The organism is Thalassoroseus sp., assembly GCF_984380535.1.
Genome location: NZ_CFHRBF010000007.1, coordinates 90,754 through 110,790, shown reverse-complemented (window position 1 = coordinate 110,790; position 20,037 = coordinate 90,754). Strand labels below are relative to the sequence as shown.

The following is a 20,037-nucleotide window of genomic DNA, read 5'->3' as shown; positions in this document are numbered from 1 at the left end:
CCAGTTTATCGCGAGGAGATTTCACGACGACCTGGTGAGCCTGCACCGCGTCGTTTCGAGGATGAATCCCTACGGCGGAAGCAAATCTTTGAGGGCCTCAACAGAACCCTTGTTCTTTCGGTCGCATTCAAGGGTTCTAGAGGAACGGTTTTGAGATTTTCAGCCACCGGCGAGGGGAACGGCATAGGAATTGGTTAGGGCGTTGCGTCATCTTTGCCAACTAATCGAATGTCGGAGATTTCGATTCTGCCTTGACCTCGTGATGGATCAATTCGCAGGGCCTGTAATGGGCTTTTTGTCGTGAAGTCGATGGCGTATTCATGTCGTTGGCTATCGTGTTGGACATCGAAAAATTTGCTGCGTTCGGCGTTGAACGGACCGGAATCTGTTTCCTGCCAGAAAATCTGTCCCTTTCCCGATGAGTCCGATGTCATCGTGATGTGCAGGGTAAACGATTCTTCGTCGATGGGTTTGGGGAGGCGATGTACGAGATACGGATCGTTGCCCGAGCTGGAGACCACCAGCGTCCCGTTGGCGGCTGACAACGTGCAGGTACCACGCGGTCGCCAGCTGGCCACGAGTTTATCGGTCGGCTTCGCTTTGGGTTTCGCGGGACGGTTCTTACTGCCCTTGAGTCGTGCCTTTCCTTCCTGAGTCGCATCGTATTTCGACGGATCGAATCTGGAATTTGGCAATGGGCGAACGGCCTGCGTGTCAATGAGGTGTTGCTCGATCAAGGCATCGAGTTGCTCGACACGCTTAAGAAACCTAGACGCGAGATTGTTCTGCTCGCCAACGTCGTCATTGAGATTGAACAGCTTGTAGCGGTGCTTTCGATTCTCGCCACCATGGAAGATGCGAATGAGTTTCCAGTCGCCCTGATGAACGCTAACCGAAGGCGGCAACCAATCGGGAACTCCCGGTGCGTGCGGGAAGTAGGTGAAGATGGCTTCGCGGCTGAGCGATTTGCCCTGCAACGCCGGAACGATGCTGACTCCATCAAACTTCTGATTCGGTTGAGCTTTGATCGACAGCATCTCTAGAAGAGTTGGATAGAAATCGCTGCTTTGAATCATTTCGTCGGATCGTGAACCGGCCTCAATCGACTTAGGATGCACAACGATCGCGGGGCCACGCACTCCGCCTTCGTACATCGTCGCTTTGCCACCTCTCAACGGTGCGTTGCTGGTCGCGGTTGTCCCGTCGACCTCGTTATACATATTCCCGCCGTTGTCCGACGCGAAGATAATGATCGTGTCGTCTGCGATCTTCAGTCGGTCGAGCGTGTCCAACAGAGTTCCCACGGCATCGTCCATGCTTTCGACCATCGCCGCGTAAGTCGGGCTCCGTTGCGGGTCTTTGGGATCGACCTGCTTCCGATACTTGTCGATAAGAGACTGTTTGGCGTCGAACGGAGCATGCACGCTGAACATCCAGTAGTTCAGAAAGAACGGCTTGTCCTTGTTCTGCTCCATAAAAGCCACAGCTTCCTTCGCCATCCGGTCTTCGAGGTGCTCGTCCGGGACGTCGGGGTCGTGGTCGAAGTCTTTAAACTTCCACGGCGCGACGTAGCTGCCAGCCGGACCAGGCCCCGGATGATGTGGCACATCGACATCGAATCCATGTTCGAGCGGCGAGTAAGGCTCTGGCCCAAGATGCCACTTGCCGAAATGCCCTGTGACGTACCCGTTGTCCTTAAACATCTCTGCGAGTGTGTAGAATCGAGTATCCAATCGCGAGACGGACACTGGTACGGTCGAAAACGCGTTTGGAGGCCCGCTTGTGGGCTGGACCGGTTTCAATACCACCTTTGGCATGTGGCACGTTGGAGCCGTAATGCCGTGACGTGCTGGACTAAGTCCCGTCAGCACACTCGCTCGCGTCGGCGAACACAAAGGGCTCGATGAATAGGCCCGGGTAAAAGTCATCCCCCGCTTTGCGAGCCGTTCGATATTCGGCGTCTTATAGAATTGAGTCGTTCCAAATAGCGTCGTGTCACTCCAGCCGAGGTCGTCAGCCAGGATGAAGACAACTTTTGGTTTTGTTGCCGCGGCAACCGGGACACAGCACGCGAAACACACCATCAGGGCGGTGATTCGTAACATCAGATTTATTGCCTTTCTGAGCTAAACGTCCAGACTTTTGAGCCCTGGCCATCGGAACTCATCAACTGAATTCGACCAATCTCACTCGATCCCCCGGGCAACAGGATGCGAACGTGAATGACTCGTTCCGTCACGTCGACTGGGACCTCAATGTCCTGCCAATCGTCAGATGCTTTGACGGTGACGGCTGCTGACTGTACGGATTTGAAATCCTTTTGCCCATCCAGTCGCCATGCCACTCCCACTTTTCCGTCCTCGGACGGACGGATGCGAATAACAGCTTTCGACAAACCAGGAATCTTAAATTTTGCGTTTGCGATAAAGGGATCGCGTTTGGCTTCCTGGGACACAACTTGCAGGGCTTTGTCGGTCATCTTCAATCGGCCGTTTCGGACTAGCCACCCCTGCACAGTGCCAGCACCATTGGCCGTCCTTTGAACTTTCCCGTGCTGCCCAGCCGGCTTGCCGTCCAGGTAGAAGTCGTAGTAACGCTCCCACGTTTCAGACATCGACTTCGTCGTGAGCCCCGGCGGATGCAATTCTTTCGACCAGTTTTCCAGATTCTTTCGCAGTCGCGCTGCGATCTCCGGATGTGACTTCAACACACTTCGCTTCTCGCCGACGTCTGCGTCGAGATCGAATAGATACTCACGCTGACCTCCACGCAGGTACTTCCACTTTCCGTGGCGGATCGCAGATTGGGCAATCCAGCGCCAGTAGAGAAATTCGTGCGGTGCTCCCTTGGTCTCGTCGGTCAGGAAGGGAATCAGGTTGACGCCGTCAAGTTGTGGATCATCGGGTAGCCCAGCCAATGCGTTTGCCGTCGCCGCCACGTCGAGGGAAATGACGGGATGATCATAGACCCGTCCGCCAGCAATCCGACCTTTCCAGTACACGACAAACGGCACCCGAATTCCGCCTTCCGCCAGCATGCCCTTTTCGCCGTTCATCGGATCGTTGAGCGACCCATCCCAACCGGGTCCGCCACCGGGTGCATCGAGCTTATGAATCTTCAACGGAGCCCCGTTGTCGCCGATGAAAAAGATCAGCGTTCGCTCTTCAATTTTGAACTCCCGCAACGTCGTCAAGATCTTTCCGACCCCATCATCCATCGCCGAAATCATCGCCAATGCCTGTCGCCGCCGTTCCGGCATTTTTCCGGGAAACCGCTGCAGATACTTCGGTGGAGCATCCAACGGCACGTGCGGTGCCCGGTAAGCACAGTAGAAAAAGAATGGTTCGTCGTGGTGACGTCGAATGAACGCACACGCCGCCTCGGAGTTCGCATCCAGGTGATAGAGTTTCGAGTTCTCGGGACCGGGTTCGCGATCGCTTCCATCGAGATTGAAATTGGCCCATCCCGGCCGATTCGCGTTTTTGTAGTAAACGTCGTCAAACCCATGTTGAACGACGTCCGGTTGTGGTCCCAGGTGCCATTTGCCGGTCATCCCTGTCGCGTAGCCCGCCTTCTTCAATCGTTCCGCGATGGTGGTCTGTTTGTTGAAACCTTCCAGCGATTCGCCGTTGCTCTCCACACCGAATCGATTCTGAAATCGTCCGCTCAGCAAGCCGGCGCGTGATGGCACACACTGCGGAGCCGTCACATAACCGGATGTCATTCGCACGCCGCCGGCCGCCAGCTGGTCGATGTTCGGAGTCTTCAGGTCTTCGAAGACTCCCTGAACCGAGAGATCCGCGAACCCATGATCGTCCGTAAAGATGACAATCACATTGGGACGTTCGGCTGCCTGTGCAGCACTGAGCAGTATCGCGAACGCCGCTGTTAGGACTGATACACGAAGAATCATGGTTTACCTCAGTTGGTAGAACAAACTGACAGTCTGTCATGCGAATGCTGCCCAAACATGTCCCGCCGGTCGGTCATCACGTCGTTGGGAATGCCGGCAGCTCTCGTAGAGTTTGCTTTTCTTCAATTATGGATGATGGCAGCCTCCACTGATACCCGGTCGGTTGGCTCGTTTGGGCATCAATCCGCTTCTGTGGCCGATTTCAGATCCGCTATGGTGGCACGATCCGTGAGAAAAAACACAATGACAGCCATGCAACCCTTTAAGAAACCGGTATGATACGCAGAAACACAATATGCGGAAGTTGAATGGCAGGGAACTGTTCGTCATCGGTCGATTCTAGGAATTCTCTGAAACCGAGATCGAGATGATGCGTCAGGTCGCAATGCAATTCAGACTTTGCTATCTCACTCTGACACGTGGACTCGATAGTGTCGCGATAGTCTGCGGTGATTCGGTGAGCAAACGACCGAGCACTGCGGAGTTTTCCGATCGTTGCAACGCAACCAAGCCATTGTTCGCACCTGTTATACTTCCGCTGGAGCTTTGCAAATATGTTGATCAGATTCACCACGAGCTTTCTCACCTGCTTGCTTCTCGTAACCAGTAGTTTGCATGCCGCCGAGGATTTGCTGATTGAGGACTTTGAAGGCGATTCCTACGGGGATTGGACGGTGACTGGCGAGGCATTCGGCTTGGCTCCGGCCAAAGGCACACTGCCCAACCAGATGAAAGTCTCCGGCTATCACGGCGAGCGATTGATCAACACTTTTCTGGGTGGTGACAAATCGACCGGGACAGCCACAAGCCCTCAGTTCACAATCGAGCGATCACACCTTGTATTTCTGATCGGCGGTGGGGCACACAAGGACACACTCGGGTTACATCTTCTGTTGGACGATGAGCCCGTACGTACCGCCACCGGTTCGGAATCAGAGCATCTGCTATGGGCGTCCTGGGATGTCCGTGAATTCAAGGGACGGACGGTTCGACTGCGAATCTTTGATAACGCCACCGAGGGCTGGGGACACCTGAATGTCGACCAGATCATCCAAACGGATTCGCCGCCGAAGCCATTTGACCTGGCAAGAGATCTCGAAAACTATCGCCAACAGCCGGACTACATGAATGAACCGTTGCGTCCGCAGTTTCATTTCAGTCCCGAGATTAACTGGATGAATGACCCCAACGGACTCGTTTTCCACGACGGCGAATACCACCTCTTTCATCAATACAACCCCGCGGGCAACACATGGGGGCACATGAGCTGGGGACATGCCGTGAGTCCGGATCTCATGCACTGGAAGCATCTGCCACTCGCGATTCCCGAAGCAGATGGCATGATGGCGTTCAGCGGCTGTTGCGTTGTCGACCACATGAACTCATCCGGCTTAGGCGACGGGAAGAAACCACCGATGGTTGCGATCTACACCGGACACGGACACGGGAAGCAAGTTCAAAATCTGGCGTATAGCAACGACCGAGGACGCACCTGGACGCAGTACAAACAGAACCCTGTACTCGACCTGGGAAAGGCCGACTTCCGTGACCCTAAAGTCTTTTGGCACGAACCAACAAAACGTTGGGTCATGGTGGTTTCGCTAGCTGCGGAAAAGGTACTTGTCTTTTGCGGTTCGAACGACTTAAAAAGTTGGCAGGAACTGAGCCGATTTGGTCCGGCTGGCACCCTCGATAAGCCTAACTGGGAATGCCCGGATCTCTTTGAACTGCCTGTTGAAGGTGAATCCGGAAAGAAGCTTTGGGTGCTGGAAGTCGACATGGGCGATGGCTCCGTCGCGGGCGGCAGCGGCGGTGAGTACTTCGTCGGAGAATTCGACGGCACCCGTTTCAAGGCCAAGCAGCATGCCCAATGGGTCGACTTCGGACGAGACTTCTACGCTCCGATTAGCTGGGACAATATTCCCAAAACGGATGGACGTCGCATCTGGATCGGCTGGTTCAACAATTGGGAAACTCACCTCATTCCGACGTCGCCGTGGCGAAGCTGCATGAGTGTCCCTCGCAGCCTGAGCCTCAGAAAAGTGGCCTTCAACAAGGAAGAACCACCAACCTACGTGTTGGTTCAGAAGCCGGTGAAGGAACTCAAGAAGCTGCGAACGACCACACGCATACTCGATGCGACCAAAGCGGCATGGCCTCCGGTGGTGGTCACTGAACAGAACGAACTCGATGACCTGACGTTTGAACTTGAGGCGATTATCGAACCGGGAACATCACGATCGGTTGGATTCCGCGTTCGCACCGGAGATGACGAATACACCGAGGTCGCGTATGACCGAAACTACTCTGGCGTTTACGTTGATAGAACGAGGTCGGGAAACGTCGGTTTTCACGATGCTTTTCCGGGACGACATACTGCTCCGGCTCGGATGATCGATGGCAAAGTCTCGCTTCGCATCTTTGTCGATCGATCCACAATCGAAGTATTCATTAACGACGGCGAAGCAGTCATTAGCGACCGAATCTTTCCCACCAGCAAATCGGCTTCGATAGAGGTATTCGCCGGAGATGATTCAGCGAAGATCTCGTTGTTGAAGTTGCATCAGCTTAAATCGATCTGGCCGAGGTCGCCAAAAAGCGAGTGAAGCGCATGCATGGCTCGTCGCAGCATTCTCGGTTTATGAGGACTGCGAACTGTCATCCAGCCGTCTCAAGACCTAGGTCATTGATGCCCGGCTGGAAGCGTCGTCTCCGATACGGTCGCTGGCGTGGGAGGAGTCGTTTACTTCGTAGACACACGCAGGGGAATCGCCTGGGTTTCAAGAGGTGATTTGTCATCGGGCGCGAATTCCACATCCGTAAAGTAAGCGCCGCCGGCTCGGCCACGTTCATCGATTAGATAAGTCCACAACTCTGTTGGACCCGCCGGAAGATTCAGTTCCATCCTGACCGCCTTACAACCGGCGGGAACTTCCATTTCCTTTTCCTGCCCCGCGATCACGACTTTGGCTCGCACAGCGACCAGTGGTTTCTCGGCGACTGATGGCCATTGCCGCAATGTAAAACGATAGCGACCGGCCCGCCTGACATTCACCATCCATGGCGCTGTCACCCTGGGCAATTTCCTGATCGATCCAAAGTTCCAGGGCGGATTTCCCTTCTCCAGATACCGGTCCTGAGAACACAGTTCCGTGGGATTCTGATGCGGGTTCCCCAGATCGATACGCACTGGCGTCATGCGAGGAGACACCTTGTCCCAGAATGGCTGGTAGGCTTCGCGTAAACGCTTCACGACCTCGGGGTGTTCTGCGGAGACATCCCTACGCTGGGCAGGGTCGGCCTCGATGTCGTAAAGGAATTGATCGCCATGGTTCACCAGACGCCAGCGTTCGGTGAGGACAACCGAATGCGCAAAGGGCTGGGAAGGCAGTGCAGTTCCGCCAGCAGCGCCATGAAACTGCACGATATGATGCTTTCGAGGCCATGGTTTCTTGGACCCGCCGAACAATGGCTTGAGCGAGATTCCATCCGGCGCATAGGCCTGCGAAACTGAGATGCCGCAGAGTTCCGCCAGGGTCGGCAGCACATCGATATGTGCGGCCATGGTGTCGATATCTCGTCCGCCGGTCAGTCCGCCCTTTGGCCAGTGGATGAAGAATGGCACGCGGTGGCCGCCGTCGTAGATCGACGACTTCTTGCCCCGCATTCCGGCGTTAAAGCCGATAACAGCTTCGGAATCCAGACCTCGGAACTTCGCGCCGGCTGCCGTTCCATTGTCTGTCATAAAGATCAGAATCGTATTGTCGGCCAGGCCGAGTTCCTTCAGTCGTCGCCGCAGGATCCCCATGTTGTGATCGACGTTGGCAATCATTCCGTAGAAGTTTGGATTGGCGACTTGTTTGTTGTCCTGATAAGGCTTCGCCCATTCCGGAGCCACATAGTACGGACCGTGCGGAGCGTTGAGTGCGAGGTAAAGAAAGAATGGCTTATCCTGATTCTTCTCAACAAAACGAAGGCTTTCCCTGAACCACACATCGGTGCAATAGCCCTCGAACTTCTCGAAGGTGCCTTGCCGGTTATCTGCCGACGCACGCTCGTAGGTGTCGTCGAAGTAATCGTTGCCCCAATAGTCCGATGCCTGTCCGATCCCGCCACAGCGATGCCAGAGAACTTCCTGAAAACCGCGATCCTGCGGCCGATGCGGCGCGTTATCGCCAAGGTGCCACTTCCCCACCATTCCCGTGGCATATCCGGCTTCCGCAAAGAGGTGGCCCATGGTCTTCTCGTCGGGATGCATCATGGTGCGTCCCGAACTAGTGCGATAAGCCCCCGTGTACCCCGGATAATTGCCCGTCATCAGTGCAGCCCTTGTCGGTGTGCAGAATGGGCTGACATGGAAGTCGGTGAACCGCACGGACTCAGTATAGAGCTGATCCAAATTGGGTGTCTTGAGAACCGGATTCCCGTGACAGGCCAGATCGCCGTAGCCCTGATCGTCCGTCATCACAAGGATGACGTTGGGCTTGTCATCGGCGATCGCGTACTGCGTCTGCAAACAGGTGGCTACTAGAAGGATCGTTCTCAAGGTGTGCTTCATAGTCAATGGCTCAGTCCTCGAATGACAAAGAGAGTCGATCGATGATCGGTTTCGATTTGTTGTCAGTGGAATCAGTCAAACGCAACTGGACCTGGAATCCGCAACCAGCCCGTGATGCACCCAATTGATCATGTCTTCCCCGATCACTTCGATCGGCCTACAGGGAATACATCACCATTGACGCGTTCAATCAGGTTCAGGTAGTGGACTTCGCCAGAAGTCCACAGTGCCATGAAATCCTGACAAAGCCCACTACGAAACAAAGTCATTTCTTATTGCGATTGTGTGGAGCCTGTCGGCGGTCTTTTTCGATCAACTTGCGGTCGAAGACTTCACCGCCTTGCGCTGGTTCGTGCGATTCCTTTGCAAAGCTCACCAGTTGTTTCAAGATGTTGGGATGGTCGGCGGCGACGTTGGTTTTCTCTTCGATGTCACTGGCAAGATTGTAGAGTTCCCAATGCCTTTCGCGGTCTGAACGATACGCTTTCCACTGGTTCATCCGCACGGCTTGCTGGCCGCGATATTCCCAGTAGAGATAGGCATGATTCTGCTGGCCAGACTTGCCAAGCAGCGTTGGCAGGAACGACAGCCCATCGGTTTTGGGACTGTGTGAACTGGTCAACTCCGCGAGCGTCGGCATGACGTCCTGAAAACACAGCAAGTGATCGGAGACGGTGCCAGGTTTGATTTTGCCCGGCCAACGAACGAGATACGGAACCTTCAAACCGCCTTCGTACAGCGACCCTTTTCCCGCTCGAAAGCGTTGGCCGGTCTTCGGATTCAGGTTCGGACCAAAGAAGCCGTGCGGGCGGTCTTTCGTTTTGAAGTAATCCTGGCCTCCGTTGTCGCCGCACAGGAAAACAATCGTATTGTGATCGATCTTCAGCTCTCGCAGCAGTTCGAGGACTTCCCCCACCTGTCGATCGACCATGTGCATGAAGGCGGCATACACGCGAGCGTCACGGTCGGTTTGCTGACCGGCGATCCATGGTTTGTCTTTAAACAATTGCCACGATGGATCCTCTTCGTCGATACCCCACAGCCCATGTGGTGGCGTCCACGGCAGATAGCAGAAGAAGGGTTCGTCTTTGCTGCGACGAATGAATTCCTTCGCTTCTTTGAAGATTTCTAGTTGTGCGTGCGTGTCGCCATCGTAAAAGGTCTCACTCGGGTTGCCTGGCAGCGGTACTTCTTCGCTATTGCGGATGAGATACTGCGGATAGAACGTGTGAGCGTGAACCTGATCGTAGTAGCCGAAGAATTCGTCGAAGCCATGCTTTTCCGGAACACCAGATGTGCCCCGGCCACCGAGTCCCCATTTCCCATACCCGCCAGTCACGTAGCCCGACTGCTTCAACATGGAAGCAAGCGTTGGTTCGTCGGCTCGAATCGGTGAGAAACCATCGTTGACTCGCATCGATGTGTGACCGGAATGCAGCCCCGTCAACAGCACACACCGAGTCGGACCACATACAGGTGCTCCGGCGTATGCATTCGTAAATCGCATACCTTCGGCAGCAAAGCGATCGATGTTGGGAGTCAGCAGTTCCGGATGTCCCATGTGTCCGGATTCAAAGTAACCCCACTCATCCAACATCAAATAGATGATGTTCGGTTTCTCCGCTGCATAAACGCGACCTGAAACAGATATGGCCAGGAGGACGAAGAGAATTCTCAACAGACATTTCATCATAAGGTCTTATTTCCGGGCTGGTGTTGTGGAATACTTGCTCAGCATATTCCCGTCAAACTGAAATTCGTCGGCCGTGATACGCCCCCAAAGTTTGAACCGTCAAACAGGAGAACCCCTCCCTTCGGTGGGGGAAGCCCGAGTGTCGATGAAGAGTCGTCTGCTATCGTCGGCCCAGTGCCACAAGTAAAGTTGCGACCGTCCACAGTAATAGACCGTCCGAAATGGCAATCCTCATCGTTGTTACGGCCCTAATGACTTCTCGAAAACTCGATCAACGGGTTCTGTGTTCTATCTATGGGTCATCAGACTGCTTGAGGCGACGCCCTTAATGATGTCTTGAAACTTGAAACCGCTATCCGCAGCCGTCTCTACGAGCGATTCCACGGTGGCATAGTCTGCCGCGATGAGCTTTCGGCCTTTTGCGTACTCGGCGATCCGAATGATGAGGTTGCGAGCAAACGGTCGGACTTCGCTCGATAGAATCTGCTTGAGTTCGGTGACGTCGGTGAAATCCTGACCGAGGTAGTTGCCGTGGGTGCTCACGGTTTGCGTCTTTGAGTATTTGGTGCGATAGCGGCCGATGGGATCGTAGGCTTCGAGAGCAAATCCAAGCGGATCCATCCGGCGATGACATTCCATGCAAGCGGGATCGCTTCGGTGCTTCTCTAACATCTGTCGCACAGTCACGGCACCGTTCAGGTCCGGTGTTAGTGCAGGGACGGCTTTTGGTGGTGGCGGCGGCGGAGTCCCAAGCAGTTCCGCCAACACCCAGACTCCGCGTTCGATCGGTGACGTTTCGACGCCATTCGCGGACAGCGTCAAAATGCTACCGTGTCCGAGAAGTCCGCCGCGTTTGGCGTTCGGTGGAAACTTGACGCGAACGAAATCATTCTTGTCACTGCCGTCAAACGGTACTCCGTAAAGATCTGCGAGACTTTGATTGACGAACGAGTAGTCCGAGTCGAGAAACTCTCGAATGCTTCGATTCTCATCGAGCACGTATCGAAAGTATCGGTGAGTCTCCTCAAGCATCGCCGACTCAAGCCCGGCTTTGTAGTAGACCCGGAATTCGCCTTTCGCGTCCGGCGGCATCGTTCCTAGCTTATCGAGGGCCAACCACTGCTCAGCGAAACTAGTGCTGAACTGTTCCGACCGCGGGTCGCTAAGCATTCTCGACACCTGTTCGCGAAGGACCGAGGGATCCGTGAGCTTTCCGGATTCGGCAAGGCGGAACAATTCGTCGTCTGGCATGGTGCTCCAAAAGAAGTACGACAGCCGATTCGCAAGTTCAAACGGATCAAGCTCGCCCTGCTCTTCCCGAATATAAAGAAAGTCCATAGAACTCATCATCGCAGCGAACGTTTTGATAATCGCTTCATGCCAAGCGCGGTAGTGGGATTCGCCAGAATTCCCAATATAAGTCGTTGATGGTGGTTCATTGCTTTGTTGGGATTTCTGGCGAAATCCACTACTAGCAAATTGCTTGTTCATATAGGCGAGGTATGGAGCGACTTCATCCTGCGACACGCTCCGACGAAACGCTCGGTTCGCAAATTGAAGGAGAACCTTTTGCCGGTCTGCTGGGTTGGTGAGATCCGGCAGCTCGTTGGTTCCATACGTTGTTCGGATCGACGCAGGCGGCCACTCGTCAATGAACGGTCCTTCGACTTGAAATGCGGTGATCCGAATACCGGGGCCGCGATATGGCTTCTTGATTTCCGATCGATCGAGCTTTCGCTGGCGAATGCCAGCACGGACCTGAGTGATCGGCTTACTGGATCCGTTGACGAACGAGAAGTAGGGAAAGTGATCTTTGTCGATCCACGTGTCGAAAGTGAATGTCTGATCGACTTCGTCTTTCAATTCAAAGGTCTTGAGAAGCTGGGGCTTAACAGAGACGCTTGTGGCGGCATCCTGCTGAACACCAAAGCCCATGATGACCGGGCCACGTTCTGGTGTGAATCGAACGGGATAGGTGTCTCGGTCGATCGCAGCGGCTTTGACTGTGATCCTGTAGCGGCCGGGGATGGTGATCGTACGAGTCGGCCGCCCGTCATAGACCATCGCCTTGCCGCCACAGCGACAGACGATGTGATTCTTATAATTGTTGATGTACCGGCTGCCGCCAACGCCCTTCATCCTCGGCACGCTAACGTTAACAGTGCGAGCGTTCGGTCGTGACGTTTCTGCGGTGAACAATGCGTGCCGAAGGCTTTTGTCCGCCGCCTCCATGTATTCCATGAGCAATTCGTTGGAAATGACGAGCGACTCCGCGGACGTATCGAATCCTTCGTCGATCTCGTCGTCGTAGACGTATTCACTCGGATCGAAGATTCCCTCGTGCAATCCCAACAGGTCTCGCACCGTATTTCCATATTCGCGTTTGTTCAACCGCCGCAGACCGGAAGCGGTGACCGCAGATTCTGTCTTTGCAAGTTCAAGTACGTGACGCACGAGCGTCTTGCGTTCCGCCGATGATGGTTGTGGTTGGTCGTCCGGCGGCATCGAGCCTTCCGCAAGCCGTTCGTAGATGGCTTGGAACGTTTCGGTATTAAGGGCGGTAATACGGTCGAGGCGAAGTTCACCCTTTGGTTCCTTCGGCCCGTGACACGCAACACAGTACTTGTTAAAGAACGGCTGATGCGACCCAATATCCTCCGCTGCCGAGGCCAACGTAGGAATGAGGAGTAGTGGAATTCGCCAGAATTCCCGAAGCCCCAACTTCATCATCTCAATCATTCTTGTTCACTTTCTTCATTGGGAACTTTGGCAAATCCTACGACCAAGCCATTCTTCCGATGGTACGAAACGCTGCGATCGAATCGAGACCAGAAATCCGCTTCGAACGGTTTCAACTCCGGATAGCCAGGAACAAGACAACCGGAATACGGGTACTTTGCAAACTCGTCCACAGCCACAAGTCCTGAACGTTCCGGATTGCGAGCGATATACTCGCACGTTGCCATGAAAGCCGCTTCCTGTCGTTCTTCTTCGAGCAGAACATAGTCATACGACTGGTCCTGCAATTCATAGCCTATGCGGGACAGCGAACCATTGAACCGTGCCCGAAGATGCCGCATGCCGAGTTTTTGGTCAGTCGACTCCAAAATCCCCATCCACATCAGATGAATATGATCAGGCATCATGCAAAAGATCGGGCATGCAATTGCATAGCGAAACTGTGAATGCGTCAGTAGCTCTCGAAAGTGGTAGTACATTCGAGCATCCAACCATCCTGCGCGACGGTCACGAATCGTCATGATCCAATGAACGACCGCATAACCTCGGTACTGCGGCGGGTCAAGTCGCCGAAGATGATCTCTTTGCGTCATAGTTTCGTAGTGGAACTCGCCAGAGTTCCTTTGAATGAGGACTTACTAGAGTACGGTTGGATAAGAACTCACCAGAGTTCCGTTGAATTAAGAACTTACTTTGCACCTTGGGAATTCTGGCGAATTCCACTACAGGGTGATTGTTCCGGTGGCGTTGTTGAAACGGTTGATTTCGACGCCGAATCGCTGCAGCATTGTTGTGAAGAGATTGTTCAGCGGTGTTTGTTGCCCACTGCGTTGCATTGCGTTTACGTGGGAACCATGTTTGAAGCCGCCACCGGCGAGAATGATCGGCAAATCGCGGTTCGAATGCCGCGAGGCATCGCCTAGGCAGCTTCCAAAGAAGACCATTGTTTCATCTAACAGGTTGCCGCCGGCCGTCTGTGTGCTTTTCAGCTTTGTCATGAAGCGAGCCATCTGTTCGATGTAGAACGCGTCGATGATTCGCAGCTGACGCAGACGGTGTGGCAAGTTGCCATGGTGAGTCACTCCGTGATAGCCGTCGGTGACTCCGTCGATTTCGATCACGTGGTTGTGCATCCCAAAGCCAGCGGTGAAGACTCGGCTACTGTCCGATTGAATCGCTAGAAACATCAGGTCGAACATCAACGGCGAGAGGGTCGGGTAATCCATGTTTCCATGGGCGTTTACCGAGTCGTCAAAATCGACTTTGGGTTTGGGAATGGCTTGCCAACGTTGGATCCCCTGAATTCGCATTTCGGCTTCGCGGATCGCGGTCAGGTATTCGTCTAGCTTTCTGCGGTCGGCGGGATTAGCGTTCTTTTCCAGTCGGGCGGCCTGACTGCGGACGAGGTCGAGCACGCTGCCCTGTTGTTCGAGTTCTAACTTGCGTGCCTGTCTAGCTGCAGCGGAGTCGTTGACGAACAGTTTCCGGAATAGAGCCAGCGGATCGGATTCTTCCCGCACCTTGATTCCGGACGCCGTCCACGATGCTCCCTGACTGCCACCCAGTGAAATATGCACGGACGGAAACCGGGTCTCATATCCAGCATGCGCCGCAGCCACCTGATCCATGGAAACGTTCTGGCCCGCGGTCGCCTTTTTCGCATCAACCCCGCTGAGTAGCGAGTTCATCGCCCCATGCTTCGTAAAGATGCCCGGATGATCCATGTGCGAAAAAACGGTGAAGTCCTTCCGCAACGACGCGAGCGATTTTAGCGTTGGCGAAAGCTCGTAGTCGGGATCGAATGACTGGGGAAAAAAGGCTTCCGGATTCATGCCCAACGCACTGGCGATACAGACCATACGCGTTATTGGTTTCTCAGCCGTACCAGTGACTTTGGCGAATGATTCCAAACTCGGCAGTGCAATCGAAACGCCGGCCGCCTTCAGAAACAATCGGCGTGACGTGCGTGTCGGGCTTTCGTGGGTCGAGGATTTCATCAAGTTGCTCCAATAGCGGTCATTGCGATGATTAGGGTCATGGATTACATCCTCGATTTCGTCGGGAGTTTAACGATCGTTTTTGGTCAATCCGACCCTCGACATATCAAATGGAACAAAGCCCATCTTCAGTGCCGGGGAATCGGGCTTCAATTGGAAGTCGCCATGGGCAGGATCAACAAACAGTGGGTCAACAGCCAGACTATGAATATCTACGCCATCCTGCTGTTGTTTTTCTAGCATGTCCGTTCCTAGCTCTGGGTTGGCTACGCAGAAGTAGATGTTCTGATCAGTGTCGGCCTGTTTCGACAATGCTAGTTTTCGCCCTCGACGGTCTTCAGTCGTTCGGCCTCTCCCTGGTGGCAACTCATCGATGAACGTGCAATCGTCCGACGTGGAGTAAAAGATATTCCGTTTGATGGTGGCCCCGGTCATCGGGCCTTCACGCACGGCGAGGTAATAGCCACGAGGCGGCGCGATTACGTCGGCGATGATGTTGTTCTCGCAGCGATTGTTGAGCTTCAGAATGATGCCTTGTGAAGTGCATTTGTAGATCAGGTTTTCGGCGATAAGTGTATCTCTCTGCCCGCCATCTGTTCGAATCGCGGCCTGCATGATCATTGGCGCGACAAGGTGATGGATGTAATTGCGACGAATGACGTTTCCGTTACCTGCACCGCGAATATAGATCCCGTTGCCGTCACCAAGCATTTCCATCGCGTGATGAATTTCGTTTTGCTCGATCATATTGTTGCGGGTGTGAAGAAACTGGTTCACATCGTTGCGTGTCACCCTCTTCGGCAAGCTACCGATTTCGTGTCGCCGAATCGTTCTGCCAAGTTCTCTGCCTCGCTTGTGAAAGAAGTCCGTCATGCAGCCGGAAATGATGATGCCGGTGTAAGGAGTGTGATGCACGAGATTATTCGCAACGCGATTCTCACCACTTTGCCAAATCATAATGCCTGGCGAATGTGAGTAGATTCGGCCGGTATGATGGATGTGGTTATTAACAACGAGGTTCTTCCGATTCACGTCCTTTGTGCCCGGGCCGTAACCGCACAGTAGAATACCGGTTCCGCCAATGTGCTCGATGATGTTGCCTGAGAGCGTGTTGTTCTGGCCGTGTAGATCGATGCGAATTGCACCACTGCCGCTATGGGCGAACCGACATTGCTCGATCGTGCAGTTCTCCGTTCCACGCAGTCGAACCAGTGCATTCGATTTGTCGTGCATGTCCCAGTCGTGCTGCAACCCGGCATCATCGGTTGCGATCTGATAGCGGTCGCCATGCATGAATGTGAGGCCGCGGAATCGCAGGTTTCGGACGGGCTTGTCCTTGGGACCGTCCTTGTCAACTTCGCCTTCAATTCGAATAAGTTCTATGAGTTGCGGAGCCAGCACAGCTGAGTCATTCCGCGGCCAAAGATACAGCTTGCCTTCCTTGGAATTCAGAACCCACTCACCTGGTTCGTCAAGTTCTTCCAACGCATTTTCGACCCAGCACGATTCCGTTGTTTTTAGGAAGTGCAACGGATTCATCGCATACGTTGCATCGATCGATGTCCGCGCAATCTGTCTTTGTTCGTCAACGGACTTCAGGGGCAGGATATTCACGATCCAGGCGTGATGCGGTCGAACTACGACTTCCACGTCTTCAACATTCGACCAGTTCTTGAGGCGACCGGTGGGGAAGCGAAGCTCATTGCGGCTGCCGCCTTCCAATGGAATAAAGCCTTGCGATCGGGCTCGCGGCAAGAGACCTTCTGCGTCGAAGAGAACACGAAACTGACTTGAAACATCCGCGACCAGTACCTTGCCTACCGCTTCTTTCGGTAACCCTGGCAGTTCAGACTTTACCGGCTTCAAGCCGTTGATGTTCTGTCCGGAGCTGAAGACCGGGGTTTCACCAGGGTAGGCGGCATAGGTAATTGTTGAGTCACCTTGTCCCGAATCCAATCGTCCAAACACGACGGTCTTCTCAAGACGATAGGTTCCGCCTCGAATAAGGACAACGACATTACCAGATGGATTCTTCCCCAATTGCCGTACTGCATCACGTGCACGTGTGAGCGTCGCAAAAGGCCCGTCTGATTGCTGCTCATTCGGGGCCGCCAAAGTCCCCGACCAGGCATCGGAACCTTTTGGCGATACATAAAAGTCTGCTGTTGGTTCTGCGGAAGCGTTTGTCGACAGTGTCGCTATCAATAGGAGTGAGGGAAAGAATTTCACAGTACGCTCACCTTGAATAAACTTTCTGACGAAAGCAGGCTAAAACGAAGCGGCGTCTGCAGGCGGGGCGATAAGCTCGTGAAAGTCAGAGCCGAATCGTCCACTTCTGTCGACAGGAATGGTGACTGCGATCCAGTTTAGCATTACAGCAGTCAAAGATGAATCCCCGCGGTTTCACCGCAACAAGTCAAAGTCGTTGAGAACTCGGCGATGCAACGTCTATTGCTACAAGAAACGCAACAGCTAACGTCGCGCTAGTTTCGCCCGCGTCGTAACCTTGCCAGAATCTATTAGGGCAAGACTTGATCGAAGAAGTCGTGAAGGATTGATGCCGATTGGTTTTAGACCAGCACTATGTACTGCATACCAATCGCCACCAAACCGGCGCAAAAACGCCTCCGCCATTTGACGATGAGCCGAGTTTCCCGGGCGTAACAACAGAGCAACCGGTTTTGATGAGAAACAATTCCAAGACCATGGATTCGAAGGGTCAGCGACATTCTGCTGAGGTCGCGAGGCGAAAATGCCAACCGGCGGGTCCGGCAGCATCGGGACGACGGTGAGTCGAGCAGCCAATTCGTCACGAACTTCTCGTAGCACAAGCCATCGTCGTTTTGCCGATGCCGCCTTCGCCGGTGAAGAACAGAATGCGAGTCGGGGATTACGATAATTTATGGTGAGACCTCAACAGCAGCCGGAGTTGACGCAACAATCTCCGCCGGTTTCTGAAACCAGAGGCAGAGCCGATCCGCCCAAGGAAGTTCCGGTCCACAAGGCAAGGTTTTCCCGCGTTGGATACTCGCTGCGACTGACGATCTGACCATCGACAATCACCAGTGGTAAGCAGTCCACGCCTTCCGATTGCAGCATTTGCTGAACAGCCAGGTTCTGGGCATACTCGGCGGGTTGTTGACTGAGATTGAATCGCTCGACTTGATGGCCCTTTAACTTCAGCCATTCGAGATCACCCGCAAATCGAGGCAACACAGGATCAACTTGTGGTCCACAAACCCCTGTCGAACAGCACATTGCTTTGTCATAGATTTGAACGGTGCTCATTTCAAGTCTCCCTTCTTAGCTTCCTAAAATCGCCCATCGTCGAACAACGATAGACATGTCCAAAAAAACTTACAGATTCACAATCAGTTGCTTCAACTCATCCAGTTTCTCGCGATTGATGCAATAGCAGACCTTAGGACCGTCGATCTCACCCTGAACGAGTCCTGATTCCTTTAGGATTTTGAGGTGCTGGGAAACCGTCGACTGCGCCAGCGGCAACTCGGCCACAATTTCACCGCACAAACATGCGTTTCGATTGATCAATATTCGCACGATCCGCACGCGGGCTGGGTGTGCAATCGCCCAGGCCAAGCCAGCCAAGGCCTCAGCACTCGCGTCATCCGGCAACTTGGCCGGCGGCAAATCACATTCTTGCTGACGTGTTTTAGCCTTGGCCATTGGACAACCTATTTATCGTTGATCGACGATATATTGTAAACACGAGTAACCGGCGAGTCAATACGGGGCCATATTTCTGCGTTTTCCAAGCTGCTTTTGATGGTCGCATTGATTTTTGTACTCGCCGCTATTCATCTATTGACTCATTTCCCGTTGCAGCCAAGCACGGGCGTAGGTCCAGTTGCGTTTGGTTGTTCGTGGCGAGACGCCGAGGACTTCCGCTGTCTCTTCGATTGTCAAGCCGGTGAAGTATCGCAGTTCGACAAGTTTGGCCAATTGAGAATCTTCTGCGGAGAGTTTGACGAGCGCGTCGTCGAGGGCGAGCAGGTTCTCGTCATTCTCGGAACTGGAGGCGGCAATATTGTCATCCAAATCATGACGGTGTAGTTCGCCGCCTCGCTTAATCCGTCCCTTGCGGCGTGCATTTTCAATGAGAATTCGACGCATGGATTCCGCAGCGGCGGCAAAGAAATGACCACGCCCATCCCACTGGATCGAGCTATCGCCCACGAGTCGGAGAAAGGCTTCGTGAACCAAAGCGGTCGCTTGGAGTGTTTGCCCTGGTTGCTCCTGTCTCATGCGATGGGCCGCCAATCGACGCAGTTCATTGTACACGAGCGGAAGCAGTTCCTCTGCCGCGGACTGATCTCCCTGCTCGATGGCCGAGAGGATGCGTGTAACATCGCGGTTCATTCTCACACCTCAGTTAAGGGTCAGTCTCAGCGTATAAATCTTGGAAGGAAAGTCCCAACAAAAAATCCAAAAAAGTGTGGCCCACTTCGAATCGAGAAGACGCATTACTTTTCGAGGGGCAAGCGTTTTGCCTCGGCACAATATACAAAGTTCGTGGAGTCGCAAAATGTTCCGTCGCGGTATTCAATTCGCCATCTTGTCTGGTGTCATCGCTGGCCCCGGTCTCCTGTTCGCTCAACCCCCCGGTCGTGGTGGCCCTCCTGGTGGTCCTGCCGGAGGTCCTCCTCGAGAAATGATTCTGGAGTTGTTCAAGCAAGCAGACACGAACAAAGATGGCAGCGTCACCAAGGAAGAATTGACCGCGGCGATGCAAAAGCATGCTCGTGGAGGACGTCCGGAGCATGGCGATCGGCTTCGGCGTGGCAATCAACAGGGCGAACGACCTAGACTCGATGGACCACCGCCACGTGAAGGTGGAGCAGGGGAGTTGCCTCATGGCCATCATGGAGCACCCCCAAAACCGGGAGAAGTGCTGCCCCAACCGATTGTGGAATCACTCCACTTGAACGATAAACAAGCACGTCAACTCGCCGAGTTGCAGAAAGAGGTCGACAGGCGTCTCGCCTTAATTTTGACGGACGAGCAGCAAAAACAACTGAAAGATGCCCACCCGCCACATGGACGCGGCCACGAAGAACGCAGAGCGGGAGAGCGTCCTGAAGGACGCCCCCAACGCCCACAGCGTCCGGAATGATGC

At 54.0% G+C, this 20,037-nt stretch carries 13 protein-coding genes and 1 pseudogene; 2 read left to right on the top strand and 12 right to left on the bottom strand.

Going from position 1 to position 20,037, the window contains the following annotated elements:
* Positions 1-194 precede the first annotated feature (194 nt).
* On the bottom strand, positions 195-2,105 hold the full coding sequence (locus tag AC5DDB_RS11080) for a sulfatase (RefSeq protein WP_491739788.1): 1,911 nt from the start codon (positions 2,103-2,105) through the stop codon (positions 195-197).
* Positions 2,106-2,110: 5 nt separating this feature from the next.
* Positions 2,111-3,913 (bottom strand): sulfatase family protein, encoded by a 1,803-nt coding sequence (locus AC5DDB_RS11075; RefSeq protein ID WP_491739787.1) that lies wholly within the window; start codon positions 3,911-3,913, stop codon positions 2,111-2,113.
* A gap of 554 nt (positions 3,914-4,467) precedes the next feature.
* Between AC5DDB_RS11075 and AC5DDB_RS11070 the strand changes: the two genes are divergently transcribed.
* Positions 4,468-6,519 (top strand): glycoside hydrolase family 32 protein, encoded by a 2,052-nt coding sequence (locus AC5DDB_RS11070; RefSeq protein ID WP_491739786.1) that lies wholly within the window; start codon positions 4,468-4,470, stop codon positions 6,517-6,519.
* Between the two features lie 137 nt (positions 6,520-6,656).
* On the opposite strand, the gene AC5DDB_RS11065 is transcribed toward AC5DDB_RS11070, so the two are convergent.
* The 10 genes and pseudogenes from AC5DDB_RS11065 to AC5DDB_RS11020 all read right to left on the bottom strand — a co-directional run bounded on the left by AC5DDB_RS11065 (position 6,657) and on the right by AC5DDB_RS11020 (position 19,280).
* On the bottom strand, positions 6,657-8,471 hold the full coding sequence (locus tag AC5DDB_RS11065; RefSeq protein WP_491739785.1) for an arylsulfatase: 1,815 nt from the start codon (positions 8,469-8,471) through the stop codon (positions 6,657-6,659).
* A 265-nt stretch (positions 8,472-8,736) separates the two neighbouring features.
* Positions 8,737-10,164, bottom strand: coding sequence for an arylsulfatase (locus AC5DDB_RS11060; protein ID WP_491739784.1), 1,428 nt, complete (start codon positions 10,162-10,164; stop codon positions 8,737-8,739).
* 288 nt (positions 10,165-10,452) lie between these two features.
* On the bottom strand, positions 10,453-12,903 hold the full coding sequence (locus tag AC5DDB_RS11055; RefSeq protein ID WP_491739783.1) for a DUF1592 domain-containing protein: 2,451 nt from the start codon (positions 12,901-12,903) through the stop codon (positions 10,453-10,455).
* Positions 12,900-13,496 carry a transposase gene (locus tag AC5DDB_RS11050; protein WP_491739782.1) on the bottom strand — a complete coding sequence of 199 codons (597 nt, stop codon included), beginning with the start codon at positions 13,494-13,496 and terminating at the stop codon, positions 12,900-12,902. Before AC5DDB_RS11050 ends, AC5DDB_RS11055 begins: the two co-directional genes overlap by 4 nt.
* 129 nt (positions 13,497-13,625) lie before the next feature.
* Positions 13,626-14,900 (bottom strand): DUF1552 domain-containing protein, encoded by a 1,275-nt coding sequence (locus AC5DDB_RS11045; RefSeq protein WP_491739781.1) that lies wholly within the window; start codon positions 14,898-14,900, stop codon positions 13,626-13,628.
* Between the two features lie 69 nt (positions 14,901-14,969).
* A complete protein-coding gene (locus tag AC5DDB_RS11040) occupies positions 14,970-17,129 on the bottom strand; it encodes a right-handed parallel beta-helix repeat-containing protein (protein ID WP_491739780.1) in 2,160 nt (719 codons plus the stop codon).
* A 580-nt stretch (positions 17,130-17,709) separates the two neighbouring features.
* Positions 17,710-17,781: pseudogene (locus AC5DDB_RS11035) on the bottom strand (ArsA-related P-loop ATPase); the annotation flags it as partial.
* A gap of 32 nt (positions 17,782-17,813) precedes the next feature.
* Positions 17,814-18,188 (bottom strand): arsenite efflux transporter metallochaperone ArsD, encoded by a 375-nt coding sequence (arsD, locus tag AC5DDB_RS11030; protein ID WP_491739779.1) that lies wholly within the window; start codon positions 18,186-18,188, stop codon positions 17,814-17,816.
* A 69-nt stretch (positions 18,189-18,257) separates the two neighbouring features.
* On the bottom strand, positions 18,258-18,587 hold the full coding sequence (locus AC5DDB_RS11025; protein WP_491739778.1) for an ArsR/SmtB family transcription factor: 330 nt from the start codon (positions 18,585-18,587) through the stop codon (positions 18,258-18,260).
* A 135-nt stretch (positions 18,588-18,722) separates the two neighbouring features.
* The gene (locus AC5DDB_RS11020) at positions 18,723-19,280 is read right to left on the bottom strand and encodes a sigma-70 family RNA polymerase sigma factor (protein ID WP_491739777.1); all 558 of its coding nucleotides are present in this window, start codon (positions 19,278-19,280) and stop codon (positions 18,723-18,725) included.
* Between the two features lie 166 nt (positions 19,281-19,446).
* Between AC5DDB_RS11020 and AC5DDB_RS11015 the strand changes: the two genes are divergently transcribed.
* A complete protein-coding gene (locus tag AC5DDB_RS11015) occupies positions 19,447-20,034 on the top strand; it encodes an EF-hand domain-containing protein (RefSeq protein ID WP_491739776.1) in 588 nt (195 codons plus the stop codon).
* Positions 20,035-20,037 lie beyond the last annotated feature (3 nt).

Excerpts from the sequence above, each read along its gene's own strand:
- AC5DDB_RS11050 (WP_491739782.1), bottom strand. The coding sequence starts at position 13,496 with ATGACGCAAAGAGATCATCTTCGGCGACTTGACCCGCCGCAGTACCGA.
- AC5DDB_RS11065 (WP_491739785.1), bottom strand. The coding sequence starts at position 8,471 with ATGAAGCACACCTTGAGAACGATCCTTCTAGTAGCCACCTGTTTGCAG.
- AC5DDB_RS11045 (WP_491739781.1), bottom strand. The coding sequence starts at position 14,900 with ATGAAATCCTCGACCCACGAAAGCCCGACACGCACGTCACGCCGATTG.
- AC5DDB_RS11055 (WP_491739783.1), bottom strand. The coding sequence starts at position 12,903 with ATGATTGAGATGATGAAGTTGGGGCTTCGGGAATTCTGGCGAATTCCA.
- AC5DDB_RS11025 (WP_491739778.1), bottom strand. The coding sequence starts at position 18,587 with ATGGCCAAGGCTAAAACACGTCAGCAAGAATGTGATTTGCCGCCGGCC.
- AC5DDB_RS11080 (WP_491739788.1), bottom strand. The coding sequence starts at position 2,105 with ATGTTACGAATCACCGCCCTGATGGTGTGTTTCGCGTGCTGTGTCCCG.
- AC5DDB_RS11020 (WP_491739777.1), bottom strand. The coding sequence starts at position 19,280 with ATGAACCGCGATGTTACACGCATCCTCTCGGCCATCGAGCAGGGAGAT.
- AC5DDB_RS11015 (WP_491739776.1), top strand. The coding sequence starts at position 19,447 with ATGTTCCGTCGCGGTATTCAATTCGCCATCTTGTCTGGTGTCATCGCT.
- AC5DDB_RS11060 (WP_491739784.1), bottom strand. The coding sequence starts at position 10,164 with ATGATGAAATGTCTGTTGAGAATTCTCTTCGTCCTCCTGGCCATATCT.
- arsD (WP_491739779.1), bottom strand. The coding sequence starts at position 18,188 with ATGAGCACCGTTCAAATCTATGACAAAGCAATGTGCTGTTCGACAGGG.
- AC5DDB_RS11070 (WP_491739786.1), top strand. The coding sequence starts at position 4,468 with ATGTTGATCAGATTCACCACGAGCTTTCTCACCTGCTTGCTTCTCGTA.
- AC5DDB_RS11075 (WP_491739787.1), bottom strand. The coding sequence starts at position 3,913 with ATGATTCTTCGTGTATCAGTCCTAACAGCGGCGTTCGCGATACTGCTC.